This window comes from Micromonospora sp. WMMD964, assembly GCF_029581455.1.
Taxonomy (GTDB): Bacteria; Actinomycetota; Actinomycetes; order Mycobacteriales; family Micromonosporaceae; genus Micromonospora.
This window is the reverse complement of the sequence record NZ_CP120860.1, coordinates 3,228,248-3,253,994: the sequence shown is the minus strand read 5'-3', so window position 1 is coordinate 3,253,994 and position 25,747 is coordinate 3,228,248. Positions and strand designations below refer to the sequence as shown.

Genomic DNA, 25,747 nt, shown 5'->3' with positions numbered 1-25,747 from the left:
TCCGTGGGCCGTCGGCGCACCTCGGGCGTACGCCGGATGGGCCGCCGGCGCACCTTCGGCGTACGCCGGGTGCGGCGGCCACCGATGTGATGAGCTGTACGGGTGTCGGGGCTGGGACTTGTGCTGCACCCCACCCGGGATGTCACCGAGGTGGTCGAAATCATCGAACGGTGGGCCACCCGCCACCACAAGACGCTGTTCGTGCGCGAGGAGGACCAGCACCGCGTCCCGTCCAGCGTCGAACCGGTGCCGGACGGCGAGGTCGCCGGCCGCGCCGACGCGTTGATCAGCATCGGCGGCGACGGCACCATGCTGGGCGCGTTGCGCTCCGCCGTCCGCGACCCGAAGCCGGTGCTCGGCGTACACCTGGGTCGGCTGGGTTTCCTTGTCGAGGTCGAGCCGCCGGAGTTGCCCGACGCGCTGAGCCGGCTGCTGTCGAAGGACTTCACCGTCGAATCGCACGCCTGCCTCGCCTGCGACGTGTGCGGTGACGACGTCGTGGCGTTCAACGACATCGCCCTGGTCCGCCAGCCGGGCGCCGGCTTCGTCAGCGTCACGCTCGCCATCGACGGCCAGCAGTACGGCTACTACCGCAGCGACGCCGTGGTGGTCAGCACCCCGATCGGTTCGACGGCGTACAGCTACGCGGCCGGTGGTCCACTGATCTCCCCGGCGGCGGACTCGGTCGTGATCACGCCGGCGGCGCCGATGGCCGGCATCTCCCGGGCGGTCGTGCTCTCACCGGACGAGAAGATCCGGTTGGAGCTACAGCCCAACTCGTCGCCGGTCGTCGTGGAGATGGACGGGTTGGTGTTCCGCGACGCGGCGACGGAGGGGGCGGTGGACATCTCGTACCGCCGCGACGCCGGTCTGGTGGTCCGCTTCGACCCGTTGCGCTACCAGGAGCGCAACCAGTTGAAGATGACGCTGCTCGACCTGCCGTTCCTGCCCGAGCAGCTCCGCGAACTGCTCCCCGAAGAGCTACGCCGACGCAGCCAGGAACTCCCCCCACCCGCCGACCCCCCACCCTGCTGACCCACCCCACCCCACCCCTGCGCTGCCCGGCCCGCGCTTCGCCGCGCCACTGCGGTTGATCAAGAGGTTTGCGTCACGACACGCCGGTGGGCATGACGCAAACCTCTTGATCACCGTGGCGCGGAGGCGCGGAGGCGGGCGCTCGTCACCAAGATCCGCACAACATCGGGGATCCTGCTGCCTCCGACAGCCGGGAGGCAGCAGGATCGGGGAAGTTGCGCGGATCTTGGGCGCCGCGGGTTGGCCGGGCACACCCGGGCGTGGGCACCGCCGGACGCAGGCCCACTCGGGTCCTCCTGCCGCTACGCTGCCAGGGCCTGGTCTACCAGGTTCTTGGCTTCTTCCTGGATCTTCTTCAGGTGGTCGGGGCCCTGGAAGGACTCGGCGTAGATCTTGTAGACGTCCTCCGTGCCGGAGGGCCTCGCGGCGAACCAACCGGACTCGGTGCTGACCTTCAGCCCGCCGATGGGCGCGCCGTTGCCGGGTGCCGTCGTCAGCGTCGCGGTGATCGGCTCACCGGCCAGCTCGGTGGCGGTCACCTGCTCCGGGGAGAGCTTGCCGAGCACCGCCTTCTGCTCCCGGCTGGCCGGGGCGTCGATCCGGGCGTACGCGGGGGCGCCGAAGCGCTCGGCCAGCTCCGCCCAGTGTTCGCTCGGGGTGCGCCCGGTGGTGGCCAGGATCTCCGACGCGAGCAGGCAGAGCAGGATGCCGTCCTTGTCGGTGGTCCAGGTGGAGCCGTCGCGGCGCAGGAACGACGCCCCAGCGCTCTCCTCACCGCCGAAGCCGACCGCCCCGTCGAGCAGGCCGGGCACGAACCACTTGAAGCCGACCGGCACCTCCAGCAGCGGTCGGCCCAGGTCCGCGGCGACCCGGTCGATCATCGACGAGGAGACCAGCGTCTTGCCCACGGCGGCGGCCGGACCCCATTCGGTACGGGTACGGAACAGGTGACCGATCGCCACCGCCAGGAAGTGGTTGGGGTTCATCAGGCCGGCGTCGGGGGTGACGATGCCGTGCCGGTCGGCGTCCGCGTCGTTGCCGGTGGAGATCTGGAAATCGGCGCGGGCGGCGATCAGCGACGCCATCGCGTTCGGCGAAGAGCAGTCCATCCGGATCTTGCCGTCGCCGTCCAGGGTCATGAACCGCCAGGTCGGGTCGACCGTCGGGTTGACCACGGTCAGGTCGAGTCGGTGCCGCTCGGCGATCTCGCCCCAGTACGCCACGCTCGCCCCACCCAGCGGGTCCGCTCCGATCCGCACCCCGGCGTCGCGGATCGCGTCGATGTCGATCGCCGCCGGCAGGTCGTCGACGTAGTGCGCGAGGAAGTCGTACTCCCCGGTGGTGTCGGCGGCCCGAGCCCGCGCGTAGGTGATCCGGCGGACCTCCTTGAGCCCGGCGGCCAGGATCGCGTTGGCGCGGTCCTGGATCCACCGGGTCACGTCGGTGTCGGCCGGCCCGCCGTTGGTGGGGTTGTACTTGAAGCCGCCGTCGTCGGGCGGGTTGTGCGACGGGGTGATCACGATGCCGTCGGCGAGCCCGCTGGTGCGCCCCCGGTTGTGGGTGAGGATCGCGTGCGACAGCGCCGGCGTGGGGGTGTAGCCGTCGCGGCTGTCCACCAACACGGTGACCCCGTTGGCGGCGAGCACCTCCAGCGCGTCCACGGCGGCCGGGGCGGAGAGCGCGTGGGTGTCGCGGGCGAGGAACAGCGGGCCGTCGAGGCCCTGCTCCCGCCGGTAGTCGCAGAGCGCCTGGGTGACCGCGAGGATGTGGTCGGAGTTGAACGCGTTGCGCAGGCTGGAGCCGCGGTGGCCGGAGGTGCCGAAGGAGACCTGCTGCGCCGGGTCCGTGGGATCCGGGTGTTCGGCGTAGTAGGCGGTGACCAGGCGCGGCACGTCGACCAGGTCGGCGGGCTCGGCGGGCTGGCCGGCACGGGGGTGGGTCACTGCGGGATCCTCCTCGGGAAGTACGGGCCGGTCACGGCTCGACCTTCTGGCCCTTGCCGATCACCACGATGCCGTTGTCGGAGACGGTGTAGCGCTGCCGGTCCTTCTCCAGGTCGACGCCGATCTCGACGCCCTCCGGGACGAACACGTTCTTGTCCAGGATGGCCCGCCGGACCACCGCGTGCCGGCCGATCTCCACACCCTCCATCAGCACCGAGCCCTCGACGTGCGCCCAGGAGTGCACCCGCACCTTCGGCGACACGATCGAGTTCTCCACCAGCGAACCGGAGATGACCACGCCCGGGGAGACCATCGAGCCGACCGCGCGGCCGACCCGCTCACCCCACTGGTGGACGAACTTCGCCGGCGGCCACGGCAGCTGCTCGGTGTAGATCGGCCAGTCGAAGTTGTACATGTTGAAGACGGGGTGCACGTTGATCAGATCCATGTGCGCGTCGTAGAACGAGTCGAGCGTCCCCACGTCGCGCCAGTAGCCGCGATCCCGGTCGGTGCTGCCCGGCACCTCGTTGTCGCGGAAGTCGTAGACGTTCGCCTCGCCCCGCTCGACGAGCATCGGGATGATGCTGCCGCCCATGTCGTGCTTGCTGGTCTTGTCCTCCGCGTCGCGCTCGACCGCCTCGCAGAGGGCGCGGGTGGTGAAGACGTAGTTGCCCATCGAGGCGTAGATCTCGTCCGGCGCGTCGGGCAGACCGACCGCGTCGGTCGGCTTCTCGCGGAACGCCCGGATGCGCTTGCCGTCCTCGCCGACCTCGATGACGCCGAACTGGTCGGCCATCGACAGCGGCTGGCGGATGCCGGCGACGGTCACCGCGGCGCCGGAGGCGATGTGGTCCTCCACCATCTGCCGGGGATCCATCCGGTAGATGTGGTCGGCGCCGAAGACGATCACATAGTCGGGCTGCTCGTCGTTGATGAGGTTGAAGCTCTGGTAGATGGCGTCGGCAGAGCCGGCGAACCACCACGGGCCCCGACGCTGCTGCGCGGGCACCGGGGTGACGTAGTTGCCGAGCAGCGTGGACATCCGCCAGGTCTTGGTGATGTGCCGGTCGAGGGAGTGGGACTTGTACTGGGTCAACACGACGATCTTGAGATAGCCGGCGTTGGCCAGGTTGGAGAGGACGAAGTCGACCATGCGGTACATCCCGCCGAACGGGACGGCCGGCTTGGCCCGGTCCGTGGTGAGTGGCATCAGGCGCTTGCCCTCCCCACCCGCCAGGACGATCGCGAGCACCTTGGCAGCCATGCCCCGACGCTATCCACCCGCGTCGCACTTCACCACTCGTACGGGGAGTCTTCTGCACTAGGGTGCGGGGTCATGACGGAACCCACCCCGCTGCGCGTCGATCTGCTCACCCGCGAGTACCCGCCGGAGGTCTACGGCGGGGCGGGCGTGCACGTCGAGTACCTGGCCCGGGAGTTGCGCCGCCGCACCGACGTCCGGGTGCACTGCTTCGGCCGACCGCGCACCGAGCCGGGCGTCACCGCGTACCCCGAACCGCCCGGCCTGACCGGTGCGAACGCCGCGCTACGGACGATGGGTGTGGACCTGGAGATGGCCGCCGGGACGGCGGGCACCGACGTGGTGCACAGCCACACCTGGTACGCGAACCTGGCCGGACACACCGCGAAACTGCTGCACGGGGTGCCGCACGTGGTGACCGCGCACAGCCTGGAGCCGCTGCGGCCGTGGAAGGCCGAGCAGCTCGGTGGCGGGTACGCGCTCTCGTCCTGGATCGAGCGGACCGCGATGGAGGCCGCCGACGCGGTGATCGCCGTGAGCGGGGGGATGCGGACCGACGTGCTGACGGCCTACCCGCAGATCGACCCGTCGAAGGTCCGGGTGGTCTACAACGGCATCGACACCGTGCAGTACGCCCCGGACCACGACACCGACGTGCTCGACCGACTCGGCATCGACCCGTCCCGTCCCAGCGTGGTCTATGTGGGAAGGATCACCCGGCAGAAGGGGCTGCCGTACCTGCTACGGGCCGCCCGGGAGTTGCCGGCGGACACGCAGCTCGTGCTGCTCGCCGGGGCGCCGGACACGGCGGAGATCGCCGCCGAGGTGGAGGACTTGGTCGCGGAGTTGCGGGCCAACCGTTCCGGTGTGGTCTGGGTGGCCGAGATGCTGCCCAAGCCCGAGGTGATCCAGGTGCTCACCCACGCGACGGTCTTCGTCTGCCCGTCGGTGTACGAGCCGATGGGCATCGTCAACCTGGAGGCGATGGCCTGCGAGACGGCCGTGGTGGCCACCGCCACCGGCGGCATCCCCGAGGTCGTGGCCGGTGACGAGACGGGCCTGCTGGTGCCCATCGAGCAGGCCACCGACGGGTCCGGCACCCCGCTGGCGCCGGAGAGGTTCGTGGCCGACCTGGCGGCGGCGATCAACACGCTGCTCGCCGACCCGGCGCGTACCGAACGGTTCGGCCTGGCCGGTCGCCGACGCGCGGTGGAGCACTTCTCCTGGGACTCCATCGCCCGCCAGACGCTGGAGGTCTACCTCTCGGTCGGCGCCGACCTCAGCTAGCCGTTCCCGGCGGCGACTTGAGCAACGACGTCGCCTCGGCGCAGTGACCACCACGCCCGTTCCGCAGGGCGCTGGCGGCGATGCGGACCAGGTCGATGTTGACGCCCGCGGCGCCACTCGGATCGTGCACCTTCAGTTTCACGTCGAGGCTCACGGAGGTCTCACCCCAGCCCTGGGCCTCGACGTTGAGGTGCGCCACCTTCTGCGACCCGAGGTGCGGCAGGTAACCGAGGGGGGCGACCTCGACGCCGTCGGCGTCGTCCGACAGGGCGTTGAGCTTGGACCGCTTCTTGGTGTCGGGGTTCTCGACCAGGTTGCGGAAGTCCTCGGTGCCGCCCAGGTTGACCTGGTAGGAGCTGACCAGGGTGAGGCCCCGCTCCTTCAGAAGCCGCAGCAGCGCGTTGTGCACCACCGAGGTGCCGAACTGGCTGGCCAGGTCGTCGCCGATCAGCGGCAGGCCGGCCGCCTCGAACCTCTCCATCCGGCGTGGATCGCGGGCCACCGGGTCGGCGGTGGTGTTGATGAAGGCGACACCGGCGGTGAGAGCTGCCTCGGCGTACGCCTGGGCGGTCGCCGGTCGGCCACTCGGCGCCGAGTAGAGCAGCACCTCCGCTCCCGCCAGCGCCGCCGCCACCCGCCGCACCTCGCTCACGTCGACGAGGCCCTTCGTGACGGGCACATCCGCCCTGGGCAGGTCGCACGGCAGCCGGGGAAAGTTGTTGGGCGGCAGGAAGATCGCTTCGGTCAGGTCCCGACCGACCTTCTCCGCCGAGGTGGCGAAGGCCGCCACGACGTCCATGTCGGCCACCCCGAGCCCGTCGATCACCGGTCTGCGGATCCCGATCAGGCTGCCGCTCTGGCGGTAGAGGGCGAGCCCCTGCACCAGTGCCGACGTGTTGTTGCCGACACCGACAACCGCGAGCTTCACCCGTTTGATCATGGCCGGAGGTTACGTCACCTCCGATGTGGTGAGCCGCCCCGACAGGACCGTCACCGGCACCAGAACTTGTCGTACACCTGTTCTATTCTTCAGAGGTGATCGATGCGTTGGAGCAGGCGGAGGCTGTGGTGGCGGCCTGCTTCGAGACGCCCGCCTGGGCCGTCGGCGAACGCGATCTCGTGGCGGCGTTGGATGCGACTCATCGCCTGGAGCAGCGCTTGGCGGCAGTCAAGCTGAGTCTCGTACGGGAACTGGACGGTCGAGGCACTGCGACGGCGCTGGGCGCGTCCTCGACGGCGGTGTGGCTGCGCGACCGGCTGCGGCTCGGGGTCGGTGCCGCCCGGCGACTGGTGGAGATGGCCGCGACGCTCGACACCGCCCCGGCCGGGATCCGGGACGCGTTGTCTTGCGGAACGGTCGACCTGGAACAGGTACGGGTCATCGCCGAAACGGTCGCGACCGTCCAGACCGCCGCCGGGGCGCAGGCCGCCGACAAGGCGGTCGGCGTCCTCGTCGACTGGGCGGCGCAGTTCGACGCCGCCCTGTTGCGGAAGCTCGGCTCCCGGATCCTCGACCACGTCGCCCCCGAGGTCGCCGACGCCGCTGCCGAGGCGGCGCTGCGGGCGCAGGAGGCGCAGGCCGCCCGGGATCGGCACCTCACCATCAGTGAGCAGACCGACGGTCGTCTGCGCCTCGTCGGCATCCTCGACACCGAAGCCGCCGCCGCGCTGCGCGCCGCAATCGACCCGCTCACCACGCCCACCGGGCCCGACGACACCCGCACCCCGGGTCAACGCCGCCACGACGCCCTGGCTGACGTGTGCCGGCTCGCCCTGCGCAGCGGTGAGCTACCCGAGAACGGTGGCGACCTGACCCAGGTCGTCGTCACCACCAGCTACGACGGGTTGACGCGGCAGGTGGGCACTGGCGCTCTGGACAGCGGTCTACAGCTCAGTGCCGAGGCCGTGCGTCGGCTCGCCTGCGACGCGCGCATCCTGCCCGCCGTGCTCGACGGCAGCGGACAGGTCCTCGACGTCGGCCGGCAACGCCGCCTCATCAGCGGTCCGCTGCGCCGCGCCCTCGTGCTGCGCGACCGGGGCTGTGCGTTCCCCGGCTGTGACCGCCCGCCGCGCTGGTGCGACGGCCACCACATCCGGCACTGGGCCGATGGCGGCGACACCAGCCTCGGCAATGCCGTGCTGCTCTGCGGCCACCACCACCGACACCTCCACCAGGGCGACTGGACGGTGCGGCTCAGCGGTGACGGCCATCCCGAGTTCGTGCCGCCGGCCTGGCTCGATCCTGAGCAACTCCCCCGGCGCAACAACTACCACCCGCGCAGATAGCAACGAGGCCGCCACCTTCGGATATTGGCTGGACGCATGGGATGGCCGGCTGCCACGATGCTGAGCCGTGGCAGCGGACGGGCTGAGGCATCTCCTCGAGACGTGGGCGGACGTCGACCCGGCGCGGTACCCGTTCGACCCGGTCGAGATGTCAGTGGCAGTTCAGACGTTGGTGCCTCCGCCGCCTCCCCAGCCGACCCGCGACGATGGGTGGGCCGGGTATTCAGACGCCTCCGCCTGGGTCGAGTCCGTCAGCGTGCTCCTGGCCGAGCGGTACGGTCCGTGGGCCTACCGCTGGCACTGGGGGCCCTGGGAGCGGGAGCATGTGGGCTTCGTGACCGACCGCATTCCTACACCGGCTGACGCGCCGACGTTCGTCGCCGAGTCGCTGCTGGCCTGGCGGCACTGGTTGGAGAGCCTGGCTGAGCGTTTCGATCACATTCTTCCGTCGCTCGATCCGACGCGGGCCGCCGGTGCGGCGGATGTCATCGCCGCCTGGGAGGCCGCCGTCACACAGCTGATGACTTTCGCCGCCACCCCCGTCGTCGATGACGACGGCTGGCAGGGGAACTGTCAGCTCACGCTGCGGTGGTTCCTCACCGCCGCCGGCATACCGTCGGAACAGGCACAGGTGGTGGTCGACGGAGCGCTCGAGCGGTTCGGCTGGTGGGCACCGTTGACCGCGGTGGAGATCGGCGAGGTGTCCGATCGGGTCGCCCGAGACGCGCTTAACCCCACCGGGATCGTGCCGGCCGGCCGAATCGACAACTGGCCCGACACGTGGCCGCACGGTTGGCCGTCCTGGCGGGCGACGAACACCGGCTGGAACGGCGGGCCCTCCTCCGACCGGGGGCACTCCGCCTGATCGCACCTTTCGGGAACCTCGAAGATCCGCACAACGTCGGGGACGGTGCTGCTTCAGAGCCCATCGACACAGCAACGTCCCCGAAAGTGTGCGGATCTTCGAGGCCGACCCGGGGTGAGAGGCGGACGGGGGTGCTTGGCCGCGCGCGAACGGATCTCGCGCAGTAGGTTGGCGGGGTGACTGGACGGTTCCCGATCGAAGACGTCTCCCCCGTCGTCTCGTGCGGGCGGTACCCGGCCAAGGCGGTGGTCGACGAGCCGGTTCCGGTGTCGGCGCGCGCCTACCGGGAGGGGCACGACGCGCTCGGCTGCACCGTGGTGTGGGCCGGACCGGACGGCGAGCAACGCCCGTTCACCCGGATGCGCCCCGGCGAGCCGGGCCAGGACCGCTGGCACGCCACCATCACGCCGGACGCCGTCGGCGAGTGGACCTTCTCCGTCGAGGCGTTCCAGGACCCGTACCTGACCTGGCAGAACGCGGTGACCAAGAAGATCGCCGCCGGGCAGGGCGCGACCGACCTGGCCAACGACCTGGCCGAGGGCGCTCGGGTGCTCGCCGCCGCCCGCGACCTGGTGCCGGCCGCCGACCGACCCCGGGTCGCCGACGCGCTCACCGCCCTCGTCGAGACCGACCTGCCGCTGCCGCAGCGGGTCGGCCCGGCGCTCGCCCTGGCCGACCTGCTCTGGGAGCACCCGGTGCGAGAGCTGGTGACGGCGGGTGACACGTACTCCATCTGGGTCGACCGCAAGCGGGCGCTCTTCTCCGCCTGGTACGAGTTCTTCCCCCGCTCGGAGGGCGCCGTGGGCGGGCGGTCCGGCACGTTCGCGACCGCCACCGACCGGCTGCCGGGGGTGGCCGCGATGGGCTTCGACGTGCTCTACCTGCCGCCGATCCACCCGATCGGCCGGGTCAACCGCAAGGGCCGCAACAACGCGCTCACCGCCGGGCCGACCGACGTGGGCTCGCCGTGGGCGATCGGCGCCGCCGAGGGCGGCCACGACACCATCCACCCCGACCTGGGTACGCCGGCGGACTTCCGGGCCTTCGTCCAGGCGGCCGCGGCGCAGGGCCTGGAGGTGGCGATGGACCTGGCGTTGCAGTGCGCCCCGGACCACCCGTGGGTGACCGAGCACCCGGAGTGGTTCACCACCCGGGCCGACGGCAGCATCGCGTACGCGGAGAATCCGCCGAAGAAGTACCAGGACATCTACCCGGTCAACTTCGACAACGACCCGGAGGGCATCCGGGCCGAGGTGTTGCGGGTGGTGCTGCACTGGGTCGGCGAGGGCATCCGGATCTTCCGGGTGGACAACCCGCACACCAAGCCGTTCGACTTCTGGCACTGGCTGATCGCCGAGGTCAAGGCGGTCGACCCGGACGTGCTGTTCCTGGCCGAGGCGTTCACCCGCCCGGCGATCATGCACGGTCTCGGCAAGATCGGCTTCACCCAGTCGTACACCTATTTCACCTGGCGCACGACGGCCGCGCAGATGCGGGAGTACTGCGAGGAGCTGGTCGAGTCGGCCGACTACATGCGGCCGAACTTCTGGCCCAACACGCCGGACATCCTGCACGAGTCGTTGCAGCACGGTGGCCCGCCGATGTTCAAGATCCGGGCGGTGCTGGCCGCGTTGCTCTCCCCCTCCTGGGGCATGTACGCCGGTTTCGAGCTGTTCGAACACGTGGCGCGCCCGGGTGCCGAGGAGTACCTGGACAACGAGAAGTACGAGCTGCGCCCCCGGGACTGGGCCGCCGCCGAGGCGCAGGGTCGGTCGCTGGCCCCGTTCCTGACCACCCTCAATCGGGTACGCCGGGACAACCCGGCGCTGCACCAGCTGCGCAACCTGCGGTTCCACGAGATCGACAACCCGGCGTTGCTGTGCTGGTCGAAGCACGACCCGGAGACCGGCAACACGGTCATCGTGGTCTGCTCGTTCGACTCGCGCGAGGTGCAGTGGGGCAACACGACCCTGGACATGCCGGCGCTGGGCTTCGACTGGCACGAGCGGTTCACGGTGCACGACGAGTTGACCGGCACCAGCTACGACTGGGGTCAACGCAACGCGGTACGGCTCGACCCGTACCTGCAGCCGGCGCACGTGTTGACGGTGCGCCGCCCGACCCCGCCGGTCGCGCCGGAACCGGCGGGCACCGAACCGGCGGACCTCACCGTCGCCGACGTGCCCGACGACCTCTCCGGCGGCACCGCACCGACGGCCCCGGCACCGACGGCCACCGCACCGACGGCCCCGGCACCGACGGCCACCGCACCGACGGCCCCGGCGCCGACCCCACCCCGCCGGTCCGGCCCCGTTCCGACCCCTCCGCGCCGGTCGACCGCTCGCCGGTCCGCCCCGGCACCGACCGACGCCGCACCGAAGGACGCCCGATGGACCAGCTGATCTCCGGCGCGACACACGACCCGCACGCGGTGCTCGGCGCACACCCCGCCGACTCCTCGACGACGATCCGCACGCTGCGCCGGGGCGCCGGGGACGTGGTGCTGCTCGTCGGCGACGAGCGGTACCCGATGAAGCGGGTGCACGACGTGGGCGTCTTCGAGGCCACCGTCGACGGCACCGTGCTCGACTACCGGGTGGAGGTCGACGGGGCCGCGCACGACGACCCCTACCGCTACCCGCCGACGCTCGGCGAACTGGACCTGCACCTGATCGGCGAGGGCCGGCACGAGCGGCTGTGGGACGCGCTGGGCGCCCGGGTCTTCGACGAGGGCGTCGCGTTCAGCGTGTGGGCGCCCAACGCAAGGGGCGTCCGGGTGATCGGCGACTTCACCGGCTGGGCGCCCGACGACGGCTGGCCGATGCGGTCGCTCGGCTCCACCGGCGTGTGGGAACTGTTCGTGCCCAACGCACGGGTCGGGGCGCGCTACAAATACCGGATCCTCGGCGCCGACGGGCAGTGGCGGGACAAGGCCGACCCCCTGGCCGCGTACGCGGAGGTGCCGCCGGCCACCGCGTCCGTGGTGCACCACTCGACGTACCGGTGGAACGACGCGGACTGGCTGGCCCGCCGGGCCGGACGGCAGCCGCACCAGGAGCCGATGAGCGTCTACGAGGTGCACCTCGGCTCGTGGCGGCCCGGGCTGGGCTACCGCGAGCTTGCCGAGCAGCTCACCGAGTACGTCACCGGGCTGGGCTTCACGCACGTCGAGTTCCTGCCGGTGATGGAGCACCCGTTCGGCGGTTCCTGGGGTTACCAGGTCACCGGCTACTACGCCCCGACGTCCCGCTTCGGCGACCCGGACGACTTCCGCTACCTGGTCGACCGGCTGCACGCCGCCGGCATCGGCGTTATCCTCGACTGGGTGCCCGCGCACTTCCCCAAGGACGAGTGGGCCCTGGGCCGCTTCGACGGCACCCCGCTCTACGAACACCCCGACCCGCGCCGTGGCGAGCACCCCGACTGGGGTACGTACGTCTTCGACTTCGGCCGCAGCGAGGTGCGCAACTTCCTGGTCGCCAACGCGCTCTACTGGTGCGAGGAGTTCCACGTCGACGGGCTGCGGGTGGACGCCGTCGCCTCGATGCTCTACCTGGACTACTCCCGCAACCACGGCGAGTGGGCGCCCAACCAGTACGGCGGTCGGGAGAACCTGGAGGCCATCGCGCTCATGCAGGAGGTGAACGCGACCGTCTACAAGCACCACGCCGGCGTCGTCATGATCGCCGAGGAGTCCACCGCCTGGCCGGGCGTCACCCGCTCCACCGCCGACGGCGGGCTGGGCTTCGGGTTCAAGTGGAACATGGGCTGGATGCACGACACCCTGCTCTACACCTCGAAGGACCCGATCTACCGCCAGCACCACCACCACCAGCTCACCTTCTCCCTGGCGTACGCCTGGAGCGAGAACTACGTGCTGCCGATCAGCCATGACGAGGTCGTGCACGGCAAGGGCTCGCTGGCCGGCAAGATGCCCGGCGACACCTGGCAGCGGTTGGCGAACGTCCGCGCGCTGCTGGCGTACATGTGGGCGCACCCGGGCAAGCAGTTGCTCTTCATGGGCTCCGAGCTGGCCGACGACCGGGAGTGGAGCGAGGAGCGCGGCCTCGACTGGTACCTCCTCCACGACCCGGCCCGCGCCGGTGTGCAGCGGCTCGTCGGCGACCTCAACCGGGTCTACCGGGACACCCCCGCGCTCTGGGCGCAGGACACCGACCCGGCCGGGTTCCGCTGGATCGCCGGCGACGACGTCGCCAACAACACGGTGTCGTTCGTCCGGATCGCCCCCGACGGCTCGACCCTGGTCTGCGTCGCCAACTTCTCCGCGTTGCCGCTGCACGACTACCGGATCGGCCTACCGGCCGGCGGGACGTGGCAGGAGGTGCTCAACACCGACGCCCACCACTACGGCGGGTCCGGGGTGGGCAACCTGGGCGAGGTACGGGCCGAGGACGTGCCGTGGCACGGGATGGTGGCGTCGGCGGCGCTCCAGGTCCCGCCGTTGGGTGCCGTCTGGCTCCGCCAGGGCTGAATGGTCTGAGGCAGGCGGGGTCGACTGGCGGTGCTCCGCCGACGGGAGACCGCACACGGTGGCTGCCGTGTGGGCTCGCTGCGGTCGGGGCCTCGCGTCACTTCCGGCGGGTGCCCGGATTCAACGGCAGGGTCACCAGATCCACCAGAAACATGCGGCTGAACTGCATCTGCCGCTCGAGAATGCCTCTGCCGAGAGGGCTCACCGAGAAGTGGGCAGCTTGGATCGCCATCGTCACGATCGCCGTTAAGACAGAGACAACGAAGACCGCGACAAGGGGGGCGACGATGCCCACCGAAACGCCATGGCTGATCAGGTGATGAGCCTTGAGGACCTGAGTCGACGCGATGACGGCGATCGACACGAAGATCACCCGCCACGACAGCACGAGCAGTCGATAGGACATGCGGCCCCTGGTCGCGGCCACCTGCTCGTGGGACATCTACTTCTCCTCAAGGGACACGGACCAACGACGGTACGAGTAGCGCGAAGACCGACCAGCCGCCCACCAGGAACAGGAGGTGCCGTTTCCAGGTAACTGCTCGCTCCAGGTGGTCCTCGGCGGCTGTCCGGGCATCCGCGTAGCTCTCGATCTTCTCGACCGCCCGATGGGCTCCGGGATACCCCACCAGCCGGCCCATAAGGGAGGGCTGAAACGCGTAGCAGTGCACATCGTCCGCGTCTCGAACTCGCACGACGAGACCGTGCTCGGCGTCCACCTGCTGCACGAGACTCCACGGGATCACTGTCGACAGCCCCGGGTTGACCACCAAGAGGGCGGACGGGGTCACCTTCACGTAGGAGAACATGGTGGCGAGCGTGGTGAGGTGACAGATGCCGACGAAGAACGCGGCGACCAGCAACAACCCACCCCAGCCGTTCGCCGGGTTCCTGCTGAACATCACCATCATGAAGCCGAACAGGGCCCACAGCATCACACCGCCGAACCAGGCGCCCCAACTCCTCATCGCCATCTACGGCTCCTGCCACGGCGGTTGATCCAGGCGTAGTACCTCGGGACGCCCACCACCGTCCGAAGTAGATAGAACCCCATCCCCATGAGCAGCACTAGAACCAGTCCGGTCCGCATGATGCCCAACACCGCCAGAGCGAGAGCCCAGATGCGCCACGCCGGACGGCCGTACCGGCAGTCGGTGTTGCCCTTGCCGTGACAGACCTCGCGGAACTCGACCGGCTCGCCACGGTCGTCGGGGGTGACTGTCGAGTGCCGGACGACGGTCCGCACCTCGCGACCGTCGTCAGTCCGTACCGTCACGGCGCAGTGCCACCAGAAACCGAAGCCGTCGCCGCTCACCGGACCGACCCGGCGGCAGTCGTCGACCGTCGCCTCTGCCGGGCGCTGTGCGGGAGTCGACTTCACCACTCCGGTGCCCGGGTAGAAGCTCGCCACCGTGTCGAGCACCAGTGTCGCGCCGACGATCCCGACGGCGAGGGCAACCACGGCCGCGAACTGCGTCAGACGCCCCCAGAAAGGTCCCCGCCGTTCGTACGCGGCGATCTGCTCACCCTGGAGACGCGCGGTCTGGTCCACGTCGCCGTCGTTCAACTGGACGCACCGCCGTCGCCCACCTCGGCGGGCCCTGGGCCAGATCCGCTGCTCCGAATTGCCTCCCTGATCCGCCGTACCGTCTCGTCCCGGTACGGAACGGCGTCGCGCACGTGCCAGACGAAGCCCAAGCCGGTAGGGAGGATGGCGCAGAAGGATACGGTGTCGCCGTACCGGGAACTGATCGTCAAGCGCGCCCCGGATGCAGGGTCTGCGGCCGCCACGTCGGACAGGCTCATCGACTTGGCGCGGACCCAGCCCTCTACGGGGTTGCGGATCCTCCAGATCCGAACAGGTGCGAAGAGCAAGCGCCGGGTGGTGAGGACGAGCATGGCCCCGCAGGCGCTCAACGGCGTCGCACCGAAGGGGAGGTATCCGCGCTGGGAGAACAGGATTCGTTCGTCCGACGCCAACCGTGGCTGCGCGTACGTCACTGTCTCCCCTTTCCCGCCTCCCGCCCCGGCGGGTCGGATGGGACCGTAGCGCAGTCCAGCAACCCAGGCTGCCGGTGTCCCTGGGTGCGCGGGAGGCATGGAGATCCGCGCAACGTCCCGGATGGTGCTGCCTCCGACGCGCGGGAGACACCAACATCGCTGATGTTGTGCGGATCTTGGCAGCGGGCACGCGATGGGCACGCGCCGGCCGGTGGGTCAGACCAGGCCGGCGTCGCGCAGCAACTGCCAGAGGCCGGCGCCGTCCGGGGCGGACAGCCACTTCTGCCCCACCGGCCCGGACGACGGGCGTCCGGCCGGGGCGGGCAGGGTGCCGGCCAGCACCGACTGCGTCGGGGAGAGGCGGCGGATCGCCACCCCGGCGACGTTCTCCGGATGGGCGGCGGCGAACTCCCGGTAGATCTCCTGGTCGTGCTGGCCGTCGTCGCCGACGAGCAGCCAGCGCACGTCAGGGAACTCCTTGGCCAGCCGGGCCAGGGTGGACCGCTTGTGTTCCATGCCGCTGCGGAACCACCGGTCGGCGGTGGGGCCCCAGTCGGTGAGCAGCAGCGGCCCGGCCGGGTAGAGGTGCCGGGACAGGAAGCGGGTCAGGGTGGGTGCCACGTTCCACGCGCCGGTGGAGAGGTAGAAGACCGGCGCGCCGGGATGCGCGGTGACCAGCCGCTCGTAGAGCACCGCCATGCCGGGCACGGCGGCTCGGGCGTGTTCGTCGAGCACGAACGTGTTCCAGGCGGCGAGCAGCGGCCGGGGCAGCGCGGTGACCATCACCGTGTCGTCGATGTCGGAGAGGATGCCGAACTTGACGTCCGGGTCGAGGATGCGCACCGGCGCGTCGACGGGTTCGGCGTCCGGGACGCTGAGGCGGACGGTGCCCCAGCCGGGTGGCAGGTCGGCCTCGACGAGTGTGTCGACGAAGCCGCTGCGGTCGGCCTGCGTCTCGTGCCGCACCCCACCGGCCTCGATGGTCACCGTGACGTGCTTGTTGGGCAGCGTGGTGAAGCTGCGCCAGCCGCGGACCTTGTCCAGCCGACCCCGCTGGCGGGTGTCCGGACGCCCCAGCAGCACCCGGCACATCACCCGCACCCAGCCCGGAGCGCCATAGCCGGTGTACGCGACGATGTTGACCCGCCAGCCGGTGCGCCGCAGCCGACGCTCGACGAGCTGGTGAACGGCGTCCTCGATCCGCGCAGCCCGGTGCAGGTTCGGAACGGCCAGTTGGCCGGCGGGAGTGGGTGGCACGCGCCAACCCTGCCACACGGCGACAGCCACGGCCACGCGAGTGGTCTCCGACTGCGCCGATCCACCGCGGCGGCCCGGCCGAACGTGAAACACTCCGGTCGGGACGACGACGGGGGCGTTGGTCGTGTCGCAAACAGAGCAGCACCGTGGGCGACGGCGTCCGCGACTCGACCGGCCGGCGCTCGTCGCGCTGCTGTTCGGGCTGGCCGGTGTGCTCTACCGGCTGATCCTGACGCTGTTCACGGTGCCGGTGTCGAACAGCGACGAGGCGACGTTCGGCCTGGCCGCGCTACACATCGGGCAGGGCCGGGAACGCCCGGTGTTCCTATACGGCCAGCACTACATGGGGATGGTGGAGTCGTACCTGGCCGCTCCCCTGGTGGCGCTGGCCGGGCCGAGCTGGCCGGTGCTGCGGCTGCCGATGCTCGCGCTGTACGCGCTGTTCCTCTATCTGATCCACCGGTTGACCCGCCGCATCTGCGCACCCTGGTTCGCCACCTTCGTCGTGGGCCTACTCGTACTCGGCGGCGAGCGGGTGGTGCGTGACCAGCTCACCGTGGTCGGCGGCCGACCCGAGGTTAAGCCGGCGGTGCTGGTGATGCTGCTGATCACGGTGGGGTTGGCCGCCGGCACGATCCACCGCCGACGGCTCGCGGTCGCGGCGTTCGGTCTGCTCGTCGGGTTGGCCCTCTGGTCGGACTGGCTGATCCTGCCGTACCTGGCGGTGGCGGGGCTGGCCCTGGTGTGGGCGGTGCGGCGGGAACTGCTCGGCTGGTCCGGTCTGCTGCTGGTGGCGGGGGTCGCCGTCGGCGTGGCGCCGATGATCGTGGACAACCTGCGGGCCGGGCCCGGTGACGACTCGCTGTCGGTGTTCCGGGAGATCAGCACCAAGACCGGTCCGCTGCCGCCCTGGTCCGACCGGATTCGTGGCGGCCTGCTGGAGGGGGTGCCGCTGGCGCACGGGCTCTGCCCGGTGGACGGCTGCGGTCGGTGGCAACAGTGGTTCGGGGTGCTGTACCCGGTGCTGCTGGTGGTCGGCGCGGTGTTCGCGGTGCTCGCGTACCGCCGGGCGGCCCGACCGCGCGGGGAGCAGACCGGCCGGGCGGCCCGGCCACGCGGGGAGCGGGTCGGGCCGGTCGTGCAGCTCGCGCTGGTCGCCGGTGCCGGGTTGACCCTGCTGTCGTACGTACGTAGCCCGCTCGCCGCGACCAGCCCGCTGGACAACGCCCGTTACCTGTCGGTGCTGCAGCTGTCGCTGCCGGCGGTGCTCTGGCCGCTCTGGGTGGTGGCGGTGGCCTGCCGGCGGGGCACCGTCGGCGCGCTCGGGCGGCTCACCGGGGCGCTGTCCACCGCCGTGTTGGCCGCCCTGACCGCGATCGCGCTGCTGGTCACCGTGCTCTTCGCGGCCACCGGCACCGGGGCGTCCCGGACCGAGGAGGCCCAGGCCCGGGAGTTGGCCGCCGCGTTGCGCGCCGACGGCCCCCACCAGGTGTACGGGGACTACTGGACCTGCAACCGGTTGATCTTCAACACCGACGAGGCGGTGGTCTGCGGGGTGCTCGACGGCGACCTGTCCCCCGGGCAGAACCGCTACCTGCCGTACTGGCGGCAGGTCGGGCGGGCCGAACGGCCGGGCTACGTGACGGAAGTCGACTCGCCGATGGATCGGCGGCTGCGTCGACTGCTCGCCGACCGGGCCGACGCCGCGCCGGTACGCGAGATCGGTGGCTATCGCGTGTACCACCCCGACACCCCGGTGCGACCCTGGCGGTAGTGGCGGGTCGTACGCTGGCCGGGCCGCCGCCGTTGCACCCGTCGAGGAGACCCATGCTCATCCTGCTGCCGCCCTCCGAGGGGAAGGCCGACGCCGGCACCGGACGGCGCTGGTCCCCGGACCGGGTGTCGCTGCCCGAGCTGAACCCGGCCCGGGAGCGGGTGCTGGACGCGCTGGTGACACTCTGCGCCGGGCCGGACGCCGAAGCCGCGCGGTCGGCGCTCGGGCTCAGCGAGGGCCAGCGGGGTGAGCTGCGCCGCAACGCCCGACTGCGGGAGGCGGCCACCGCCCCGGCCGAACGGCTCTACACCGGTGTGCTCTACGAGGCGTTGGACCTGGCCTCGCTGCCGGCCGCGGCGCAACGGGCGGCCCGCCGGTCGATCCTGATCAGCTCCGGACTGTGGGGCGCGGTGCGGCTGGCCGACCGCATCCCGCCGTACCGCTGCCCGATCGGCGCCCGCCTGCCGGACGTCGGAGCGCTGTCGGCGTACTGGCGCAGGGAGCTGACCCCGGTGCTGGACGCCGCCGCCGGCAACGGCCCGGTGCTGGACCTGCGCTCCGGGGCGTACGCGGCCACCTGGACGCCGCGCGGGAAGCTGGCCGAGCGGACCGTCACCGTGCGCGTGCTGCACGAGCGTGAGGTCGACGGGGTGCCGGTCCGCTCGGTGGTCAGCCACTTCAACAAGGCGACCAAGGGGCGTCTCGTCCGCGACCTACTCGTCGCCGGCGTCCGCCCGCGCACCGCCGACGAGCTGATCGGCACGCTCGGCGAGCTGAAGCACACAGTCGTGGAGCAGGCCACCGCGCCGGGTCGCGTACGGCAGGTGGACCTGGTGGTCACCGACCTCTGACCGGTCGGCAGCCGCAAGATTTGCTCAAGGCTGGGCCGGAGCAGTTCCGTAACGGGGACGCAGGGGCCACGGTAGGGACACCCAGACTCCGACGAGGGAGCCTCCGTTGACCCCCGAACCCGCAGTGCTCGACCGGCCCCGTTCCCCGGCGCCGCCACCTCCGTTGGACTGGCTGACCCTGGGCGACGCGTTCGAGGCCGCCTGCCTGCTGCGCTGCACGCCACCCCCGACCACCGCCCGGCCGACCACGGCCCGGCCGGCGCACACCCCGGGGGTGGAGTTCAACCGGGAGGACGCGGCGCAACGGATGCGGCAACTGCTCGCCCGGCTGGACGTCCCGGTCACCCACGAGGTCGCCGTCGGCGGTCTGCGCCGCCGTTACGAACTACACCGACTCTGGGTTCCGCAGGAGCACCAGGACGCGTACACCCGGGTGTTGGACGCGGGCTGGTGGCAGGGGCGGCGTGAGCTGCTCGGCGGGCCGCTGCCCGGGGCCTCGCCGGCGCGCCGACGGTTGGTGAACCGGCTCGCGGCGGCGGCCTGGCGTTCGGCGCTGCTGGCCGCCGGGCGGCACGTCCGCCGGCACATCCTCGGCGTGCGGCTCACCGACCGCGAGCTGGCCGCGGTGCTGATCCGCGGTGCCGCGGTGCTCGACGTCCCGGCCCGGCTCCGCCCCGGCACCGGCTGCTTCCTGGTCAGCGTGGCCGACGGCCCGGACCGGGCACGGATCCTGAGCAGCGCGGCGCTGGAGCCGGCGCGCGGTCCCGCGACGGCGGCGGGCACCGTGGCGCCGCCGGCACGTCGTCCGGCGTCCTGATCGAGGCGCCGGCCACACTGGGCCGGCACGGCCCGGCAAGGGGCTTGCGCGTACCGGTGCGACGGCGCACAGTGCAGCGCGTGAGTCGTACCTCGTCCAGCCGGCCCGGTCGCCACCGCGCGCGGTCGGCGGCCCTGTTGACGGTGCTGCTGACCGCGACGCTCGCGACCGGCTGCCGGGACGCCCCGACCGAGACGACGACGATCCGGATCGCCACCGGCAGCCCCACCGCCGTCTACTACGCGTTCGGTCAGTCCCTGGCGGCCATCCTCAACCGGGAACTCGGCGACGTACGGGCCAGCGTGGTGATCACCGCCGCCTCGGCGGAGAACGTGCAGCTGGTCGGCTCGGGGGCGGCCGAGCTGGGCTTCACCCAGGCCGACGTGCTGCCCACGACCACGGCGGAGAATCCCTCCGTCGCGGCCATCGCCCGGGTGTACGACGATCAGCTGCACCTGGTCACCACGGGCGGCGGTCCGGTACGCACCGTCGGCGACCTGCGGGGCCGTCGCGTCTCCGTCGGCGCACCCGGGTCGGGCACCGAGATCACCGCGACCCGGCTGCTGGAGGTGGCCCGCCTCGGCGGCGACGAGGTGCGTCGGGAACGGCTCGGGCTGGACGACTCGGTGGCGGCGCTTCGTTCCGGGCGGATCGACGCGTTCTTCTTCTCCGGCGGGTTGCCGGTACGGGGTATCGAGGAGTTGGCCTGGCGCAGCGCCACCCGGATCGTGGACCTCAGCGAGTGGACCGAGCCGCTGCGCGACCGCTACGGCCAGGTCTACGTCTCCCGGGACATCCCCCGCTCGGTGTACGGGGTGGACGCGGTGACCACCGTCGCCGACCCGAACTACCTCATCGTCCGGGCCGACCTGCCCGAGCGGTTGGTCCGGGAGGTGACCAGGTTGTTGATGGAACGCCGGGCCGAACTGGCCGCCGCGCATCCGGCGGCGGGGCGGATGAGCCCTCGCTCGGCGATCGTCACCGCCCCGCTGGCGCTGCACCCCGGGGCGGCCGACTGGTACCGCGCGGCCAAACCCTGAGGGCCCGCCGTCACGCCGGGGTGGGCCGCAGGTCGGCGGTCGACTCGGCGTCCAGGGGCTCCACCGACGGGTCGGGCTCCGCAGCCGGGAACCACAGGGCGGCGACCAGCCCTCGCGACTCCCCCGGGCGCATGGTGAGCCGCCCGTCGGAGGCGTCCACCAGCACGGCGGCGATGGTGAGCCCCAACCCCGCGCCGTCGACGTTCTGGGCGTCCGGCGCTCGCCAGAACCGTTCGGTCGCCTGGCCGAGCTGACTCTCGGTCATGCCCGGCCCGGAGTCCCGCACCTCCAGCGCCACCCCGTCGTCGCGGCGGGCCACCGTCACCGTCACCGCCCCGCCGGCCCCGCTGAACTTCACCGCGTTGTCGATCAACGCGTCCAGCGCCTGGTCGACGGCGGTGGGCACGGTCTGGGCGTACGCCGGGGCATCGGTCGTGGCCAACCGCAACGCGACCGAACGGTGCCGGGCCAGCGGCGCCCACGCGGCCACCCGGGACGCGGCCACGGCGGCGGCGTCCACGGTGACCCGCTCGTTCTCCTCCCGTTCGGCCCGGGCGAGGGTGAGCAGGGCGTCGAGCACCAACGCCAACCGGTCGGTCTCCTCCAGGGCCAGCCGGTGCTCGGACCGGCCATCCGGGTCGGTGAGGCTGGGCCCCAGCTCCTCCACCCGCAGCCGGAGCGCGGTGAGCGGGTTGCGCAGTTGGTGGCTGGCGTGCGCGACGAAGGCGCGCTGCCGGTCCATCACGTCGGAGACGACGTCGGCCATGTGGTTGAAACTGGTCGCCAGGCGGCGTAGCTCCGGCGGGCCCAGGCGGTGCTGCACCCGGGCGCCCCGGTCGCCCTCGGCGATCTCGTGGGTTACCGCGTCCAGCTCGGTGACCGGGCGCAGCACCCAACCGGCCAACCCGAACGCGGTGAGCACGCAGGCCAGCACGGCGAGCAGACCGGCCAGGGCGAGCAGCAGCCACCACGCGGCGACAGCCCGGCGGATCGGGTCGGACGGCGTCACGATCACCACCGCGCCGAGCACCTCACCGCCGTCGTTGATCGGCGCGGCCACCACCACCGGGCCGGTCGTCCAGGGCCACACCGACTCGGGCGCGCTGGTCTGCTGCCCGGACAGCGCGACGTCCAGAACCGCCGCCGTCCCCGGGTCGGGCTGCCACCTCGGCGACGCGACGGGGGTGCTCCGGTCCCGGTCGACGACCGCGACGCCGATCGCGTACAGGTCGTCGTAGCTGGTCAGCTCGGACTCGATCGGGCCCGGCCCACCGTCGCGTAACGCCGGCCCGGCCAGCGAGGCGAACCGGGTGGCGTCGGCGAGCCGGTCGGCACGGACCCGTTCGGTCTCCCGGCTGGCCATGGTGGCGGCCAGCGGTGTCTCCAACGCGATGAGGACGAGCACCATCAGCAGCAGGTAGCTGATCACCAGTCGGCGGCGCACGTCAGCCCCTCACGCGTCACGCAGGCGGTAGCCGACGCCGCGGACGGTCTCCACCAGGCGCGCGTCGCCGAGCTTGCCGCGCAGCGACCCGACGTGCACCTCGACGGTGTGCCGGTCGGCCCAGGTGGTGCCCCACGCGTCGAGCAGGATTCGATCGCGGGGCACCGCCACCCCGGGCTGGCGGGCCAGCGAGAGCAGCACGTCGAACTCCTTGCGGGTCAACGTGACGGCGCGGCCGTCCACGGTCACCGTCCGGGCGGCCACGTCGATGCGTACCGGCCCGGCCTCGATGAGGTGCCGCTCCGGCGCGGCGTTCGCGGCCCGACGCAGCACCGCCTCGATCCGGGCCTGCAACTCCACCATCGAGAACGGCTTGACGACGTAGTCGTCCGCGCCAAGGCGCAGACCCAGCACCCGATCCCGTTCCTCGCCCCGCGCGGTCACCGCGATGATGCCGAGCTGGCTGCTGCGGCGGCGCAGCTCCCGGCACAGGTCGGTGCCGTCCCCGTCGGGCAGGGTCAGATCGAGCAGCACCAGGTCGCACGGTGCTGCGGAGAGCGCGGCCGCGACGGTGGCCGCGTGCTCGACCTCGTACCCACGGCGGGTCAGGGCGGAGGAGAGCGCACCGGCGACCCGGCGGTCGTCCTCCACCAGCAGGATCCGCACCCGTGCCTCCGTCCGTCGCAACGCCGTTCTGCGAATGGTGGCAGAAGCGTGCGCGAAGCGGGAGGCCGCCTACCTCGGGTGTTACGGCTAGAGGCCGAAGACGTCGTCGGCGGTGGCGTCCCGGACGCCGTCGGTGAAGCCGCGGAAGCCCGGATCCTCGTGGCTGGCCGGCACACTCGTGACGGTGACGCCGCCGGCCTGGGTGACCGCGTCGACCAGGGGCGGAAAGTCGATCTCGGCGTCCTCGAAGGCGTCGTCGTCCGCCTCGGCCAGGTTGATCACGTGCTGGACGTCGTCGGACGGAGTGTCCGGATCCTCGGCCCACTCGCCACCGGCCCGGTAGCACTCGTCGTACAGCGCGCGCTGGCTGTCGGTCCAGTCGTCGTCGTAGCTCTGCATCGCCCATCCCCTCCGCGGCCTTGACCTGAGCATGCCCGGCGGGGGGCGACGAGCGCGGCGGTACCGACGAAACCGGCGCGGTGCGCCCGGGACAGCGCCGTAGGCTGCCGAGGTGATCTACAAACTGCTGTCCAGCACCGAATGGGACGACGCCCTGGCCGCCGGGGCCTTCACCGGCTCCGCGGTGGACCGGCAGGACGGTTTCATCCACCTCTCCGGCGGCGACCAGGTGGTGGAGACGGCGCGCCGGCACTTCGCCGGCGTGACCGGGTTGACCCTGCTGAGCGTCGCGGAGCACCGGTTGGGCGACACGCTGCGGTGGGAGCCGTCCCGCGGCGGGGACCTCTTCCCGCACCTGTACGGTCCGCTGCCGGTCGCCGCGGTGGTGGCGGCGCAGGCGTTGCCGGCGGACACCCCGGTCGCCGAGGCGGTGGCCGCCCTGCTGGGCTGACCCGGCCGCGCCCGGCCCGAGAGTGTCGGGCCGGGCGCGCGGTGCCATTCGTGCCGGTCAGCGGCAGAGGCGGCTGATCTCCTCCTGGAACCGGTCCATCGGGTTCGCCTCGGCGGGGCCGAGCAGGTAGGTCTTCAGCTCCCGGCGGGCCTCGGTCATCGGGTCGTCCCCGGCCCGGGTCACCGAGACGATCTTCTCCAACTCGCCGCAGTCCTTGGAGAGCAGGTACGCGGCACGCGCCGTCGGGTACTCCCGGCGGAACTCGTCCTCGGACAGGCCGGCCGGGTTGGCCACCACGTACGGGCGCTGGCTCTGCACGAAGTCGGAGACCACACTGGACACGTCGCTGATCAGCAGGTCGGTCTGGTTGAAGCAGTCGAACAGTGCGGGCGTACGACCGGTGACCACCAGGTGCGCGGTGCCGTCCAGGGAGGACGCGTCCGCGTCGCCGCCGGCGGCGCGGATGGCCGCCACGACCCGCTCGTGCACGGCCCGGGCCGCGGTCGACCGCGAGCCGGTGAGCGGGTGCGGCTTGTAGATCAGCCGCAGTCGGGGGCTCGTGGCCAGCAGGCCCTTGACGATCCGCTCACCCATCAGCACCAGCGAGGTGTGGTACGGGTCGTCGTCGAGCCAACCCTCCCAGGTGGGGGCGTAAAGCACGGTGAACGGCCGGTCCACCGACTCGGCGCCGAAGGTGTGCACCCCGGCGAGCTGCGGGCGGCCGATCTCCACGATGTCCGAGTCGAGCACCCCCACACCGGCCCGGGCGTACCGCTCCCGGCCGGCCAGGCCGGCCACCCAGACCTCGTCGTACACCTTGCTGTAAGGGTTGACGCTGGCCTGCTTGTCACTGTCACCGTGCCCGACGAAGACGTGCTTCGTGGTGGGCTCGCGCAGCATGTGGATGTTCGCGCCGACGTTCGCGGCGTAGAGCGCCGCGCGGATGCCGGTGAGGTCGAGGTTCATGAAGTCGACCCCCGCCGGTACGCAGATCACCGGCAGCCGGGTGTCGGCCAACTCCTGGAACGCCTCCCGGCTGCGCATCAGCACCACCGCGCGCTGCTGGAGCGCCTCGACCGGGGCGAGCCACATGTTGGCCTGGTAGACGTCCTTGGCCGGACCGGCGAAGTAGAGCGCGACCTCGGGTCGGTAGGTGTCCATCCAACGCTGGACGGCGGGCAGGAGCGGCGCCTGCGGCGCACCTCGGCCCCGCAGCCAGGTCAGCGCGACGGTGGCGGCCACCGCACCGGTCGCGACGACCCCCACCGTGCCGGCGGAGAAGAACGGGGTGGCGTCGTGCTGCACGGCGGCGGCCACGGCGGCCGGCACCAGCAGCAGGTTGAGCAGGGGCATCCGTTCGCCGGTGACCGCCGTCGCCCAGGCGGGCGGCCGGGGGGCCGAGCGCAGCGGTCCCAACTCGATGTTGCGCACCAGGGCGGACATCGGGTTACGGCGCTCGATCAGGACGGAGAGCGCGCCGGCGAAGACGGATGCGACCCACACCACGGCCGGCAGCACCAACAGCAGGGTCAGCTCACCGCCGGTGAGCCGCACCTCGGCGACGACGAGCAACACGGCCGCGAGATCCCGGGTCAGCTGCCGGTACGACCAGTGCAGACCCGCCTTCTCCAGCAGCACGTGCGAGGCCGGAGACCAGCGGGCGAGGAAGAAGTCGCCGAAGACTGCGGCCAGCCCGGCGACCGCGAACAGCGCGACCCAGCCCAGTGCGCCGCCGACGAGCATGACCAGGTAGGCCAGCACCAGCAGCGCCGCGCTGGCGGCCACTCCGATCCGACCTGACAACGTGCCGAACAAGCGAGTTCGCTCCCTACGATCTTCGTATCGGGCTGGGCTCGGGCCGTCGCGCGCACCGGGAGC

23 protein-coding genes are annotated in these 25,747 nt (G+C 71.7%); 11 read left to right on the top strand and 12 right to left on the bottom strand.

Annotated features, from left to right (window positions below):
- The first annotated feature begins 102 nt into the window (after window positions 1-102).
- Window positions 103-1,035: an NAD(+)/NADH kinase gene (locus tag O7616_RS15090; RefSeq protein ID WP_282307370.1), complete on the top strand. Its 933-nt coding sequence runs from the start codon at window positions 103-105 to the stop codon at window positions 1,033-1,035.
- A gap of 302 nt (window positions 1,036-1,337) precedes the next feature.
- Here the strand turns inward: O7616_RS15090 and pgm are convergent, their stop codons facing one another.
- Together pgm and glgC are read right to left on the bottom strand one after the other, a co-directional pair.
- Window positions 1,338-2,978 (bottom strand): phosphoglucomutase (alpha-D-glucose-1,6-bisphosphate-dependent), encoded by a 1,641-nt coding sequence (gene pgm / locus O7616_RS15085; RefSeq protein WP_282307369.1) that lies wholly within the window; start codon window positions 2,976-2,978, stop codon window positions 1,338-1,340.
- Window positions 2,979-3,009: 31 nt separating this feature from the next.
- Window positions 3,010-4,242, bottom strand: a complete 1,233-nt coding sequence (gene glgC / locus O7616_RS15080) for a glucose-1-phosphate adenylyltransferase (protein WP_088990519.1) — start codon at window positions 4,240-4,242, stop codon at window positions 3,010-3,012.
- 72 nt (window positions 4,243-4,314) lie between these two features.
- Here glgC and glgA point away from each other — a divergent pair, with 72 nt between their 5' ends.
- Window positions 4,315-5,526: a glycogen synthase gene (gene glgA / locus O7616_RS15075; protein ID WP_282307368.1), complete on the top strand. Its 1,212-nt coding sequence runs from the start codon at window positions 4,315-4,317 to the stop codon at window positions 5,524-5,526.
- On the opposite strand, the gene O7616_RS15070 is transcribed toward glgA, so the two are convergent.
- Window positions 5,519-6,466, bottom strand: coding sequence for an inositol-3-phosphate synthase (locus O7616_RS15070; RefSeq protein WP_282307367.1), 948 nt, complete (start codon window positions 6,464-6,466; stop codon window positions 5,519-5,521). The genes glgA and O7616_RS15070 overlap by 8 nt on opposite strands.
- A 95-nt stretch (window positions 6,467-6,561) precedes the next feature.
- On the opposite strand from O7616_RS15070, the gene O7616_RS15065 reads away from it, so the two are divergent.
- The 4 genes from O7616_RS15065 (at window position 6,562) to glgB (ending at window position 13,169) form a co-directional block, all read left to right on the top strand.
- Entirely contained in the window at window positions 6,562-7,812 is a 1,251-nt protein-coding gene (locus O7616_RS15065) for an HNH endonuclease signature motif containing protein (RefSeq protein ID WP_282307366.1), read from the top strand.
- Between the two features lie 67 nt (window positions 7,813-7,879).
- Entirely contained in the window at window positions 7,880-8,677 is a 798-nt protein-coding gene (locus O7616_RS15060) for a hypothetical protein (protein ID WP_282307365.1), read from the top strand.
- Window positions 8,678-8,853: 176 nt separating this feature from the next.
- Window positions 8,854-11,079 carry an alpha-1,4-glucan--maltose-1-phosphate maltosyltransferase gene (locus O7616_RS15055; RefSeq protein ID WP_282307364.1) on the top strand — a complete coding sequence of 742 codons (2,226 nt, stop codon included), beginning with the start codon at window positions 8,854-8,856 and terminating at the stop codon, window positions 11,077-11,079.
- Window positions 11,067-13,169, top strand: a complete 2,103-nt coding sequence (glgB, locus tag O7616_RS15050; protein WP_282307363.1) for a 1,4-alpha-glucan branching protein GlgB — start codon at window positions 11,067-11,069, stop codon at window positions 13,167-13,169. The genes O7616_RS15055 and glgB overlap by 13 nt, the downstream gene beginning before the upstream one ends.
- A 97-nt stretch (window positions 13,170-13,266) precedes the next feature.
- On the opposite strand, the gene O7616_RS15045 is transcribed toward glgB, so the two are convergent.
- The 5 genes from O7616_RS15045 to O7616_RS15025 all read right to left on the bottom strand — a co-directional run bounded on the left by O7616_RS15045 (window position 13,267) and on the right by O7616_RS15025 (window position 16,427).
- Window positions 13,267-13,611 (bottom strand): hypothetical protein, encoded by a 345-nt coding sequence (locus tag O7616_RS15045; protein WP_282307361.1) that lies wholly within the window; start codon window positions 13,609-13,611, stop codon window positions 13,267-13,269.
- A 10-nt stretch (window positions 13,612-13,621) separates the two neighbouring features.
- Window positions 13,622-14,143, bottom strand: a complete 522-nt coding sequence (locus O7616_RS15040) for a hypothetical protein (RefSeq protein ID WP_282307360.1) — start codon at window positions 14,141-14,143, stop codon at window positions 13,622-13,624.
- Window positions 14,134-14,736, bottom strand: coding sequence for a DUF6346 domain-containing protein (locus O7616_RS15035; protein WP_282307359.1), 603 nt, complete (start codon window positions 14,734-14,736; stop codon window positions 14,134-14,136). The genes O7616_RS15040 and O7616_RS15035 overlap by 10 nt, the downstream gene beginning before the upstream one ends.
- Window positions 14,733-15,170: a hypothetical protein gene (locus O7616_RS15030; protein WP_282307358.1), complete on the bottom strand. Its 438-nt coding sequence runs from the start codon at window positions 15,168-15,170 to the stop codon at window positions 14,733-14,735. Before O7616_RS15030 ends, O7616_RS15035 begins: the two co-directional genes overlap by 4 nt.
- 216 nt (window positions 15,171-15,386) lie before the next feature.
- Entirely contained in the window at window positions 15,387-16,427 is a 1,041-nt protein-coding gene (locus O7616_RS15025) for a phosphatase domain-containing protein (protein WP_282261169.1), read from the bottom strand.
- A 124-nt stretch (window positions 16,428-16,551) separates the two neighbouring features.
- Here O7616_RS15025 and O7616_RS15020 point away from each other — a divergent pair, with 124 nt between their 5' ends.
- The 4 genes from O7616_RS15020 (at window position 16,552) to O7616_RS15005 (ending at window position 20,909) form a co-directional block, all read left to right on the top strand.
- Window positions 16,552-18,201 (top strand): hypothetical protein, encoded by a 1,650-nt coding sequence (locus tag O7616_RS15020; protein WP_282307357.1) that lies wholly within the window; start codon window positions 16,552-16,554, stop codon window positions 18,199-18,201.
- Between the two features lie 53 nt (window positions 18,202-18,254).
- Window positions 18,255-19,052: a peroxide stress protein YaaA gene (gene yaaA, locus O7616_RS15015; RefSeq protein WP_282307356.1), complete on the top strand. Its 798-nt coding sequence runs from the start codon at window positions 18,255-18,257 to the stop codon at window positions 19,050-19,052.
- A gap of 106 nt (window positions 19,053-19,158) precedes the next feature.
- Entirely contained in the window at window positions 19,159-19,869 is a 711-nt protein-coding gene (locus O7616_RS15010) for a hypothetical protein (RefSeq protein WP_282307355.1), read from the top strand.
- Window positions 19,870-19,949: 80 nt separating this feature from the next.
- Window positions 19,950-20,909, top strand: coding sequence for a TAXI family TRAP transporter solute-binding subunit (locus tag O7616_RS15005; RefSeq protein ID WP_282307354.1), 960 nt, complete (start codon window positions 19,950-19,952; stop codon window positions 20,907-20,909).
- Window positions 20,910-20,919: 10 nt separating this feature from the next.
- Here the strand turns inward: O7616_RS15005 and O7616_RS15000 are convergent, their stop codons facing one another.
- From O7616_RS15000 to O7616_RS14990, 3 genes are all read right to left on the bottom strand, one after another.
- A complete protein-coding gene (locus O7616_RS15000) occupies window positions 20,920-22,353 on the bottom strand; it encodes a HAMP domain-containing sensor histidine kinase (RefSeq protein WP_282307353.1) in 1,434 nt (477 codons plus the stop codon).
- Window positions 22,354-22,362: 9 nt separating this feature from the next.
- On the bottom strand, window positions 22,363-23,019 hold the full coding sequence (locus tag O7616_RS14995; RefSeq protein ID WP_282261176.1) for a response regulator transcription factor: 657 nt from the start codon (window positions 23,017-23,019) through the stop codon (window positions 22,363-22,365).
- 87 nt (window positions 23,020-23,106) lie between these two features.
- A complete protein-coding gene (locus tag O7616_RS14990; protein ID WP_282261177.1) occupies window positions 23,107-23,418 on the bottom strand; it encodes a hypothetical protein in 312 nt (103 codons plus the stop codon).
- A 112-nt stretch (window positions 23,419-23,530) separates the two neighbouring features.
- Here O7616_RS14990 and O7616_RS14985 point away from each other — a divergent pair, with 112 nt between their 5' ends.
- Window positions 23,531-23,869 (top strand): DUF952 domain-containing protein, encoded by a 339-nt coding sequence (locus tag O7616_RS14985; RefSeq protein WP_282307352.1) that lies wholly within the window; start codon window positions 23,531-23,533, stop codon window positions 23,867-23,869.
- A gap of 57 nt (window positions 23,870-23,926) precedes the next feature.
- Here O7616_RS14985 and O7616_RS14980 read toward each other — a convergent pair whose 3' ends face one another.
- Entirely contained in the window at window positions 23,927-25,684 is a 1,758-nt protein-coding gene (locus O7616_RS14980) for a CDP-glycerol glycerophosphotransferase family protein (RefSeq protein ID WP_282307351.1), read from the bottom strand.
- Window positions 25,685-25,747 lie beyond the last annotated feature (63 nt).

Bases quoted from the DNA above. Each gene is read 5' to 3' on its own strand.
- O7616_RS14990 (WP_282261177.1), bottom strand. From the start codon at position 23,418: ATGCAGAGCTACGACGACGACTGGACCGACAGCCAGCGCGCGCTGTAC.
- glgC (WP_088990519.1), bottom strand. From the start codon at position 4,242: ATGGCTGCCAAGGTGCTCGCGATCGTCCTGGCGGGTGGGGAGGGCAAG.
- yaaA (WP_282307356.1), top strand. From the start codon at position 18,255: ATGCTCATCCTGCTGCCGCCCTCCGAGGGGAAGGCCGACGCCGGCACC.
- O7616_RS15070 (WP_282307367.1), bottom strand. From the start codon at position 6,466: ATGATCAAACGGGTGAAGCTCGCGGTTGTCGGTGTCGGCAACAACACG.
- O7616_RS15045 (WP_282307361.1), bottom strand. From the start codon at position 13,611: ATGTCCCACGAGCAGGTGGCCGCGACCAGGGGCCGCATGTCCTATCGA.
- glgA (WP_282307368.1), top strand. From the start codon at position 4,315: ATGACGGAACCCACCCCGCTGCGCGTCGATCTGCTCACCCGCGAGTAC.
- O7616_RS15040 (WP_282307360.1), bottom strand. From the start codon at position 14,143: ATGGCGATGAGGAGTTGGGGCGCCTGGTTCGGCGGTGTGATGCTGTGG.
- glgB (WP_282307363.1), top strand. From the start codon at position 11,067: ATGGACCAGCTGATCTCCGGCGCGACACACGACCCGCACGCGGTGCTC.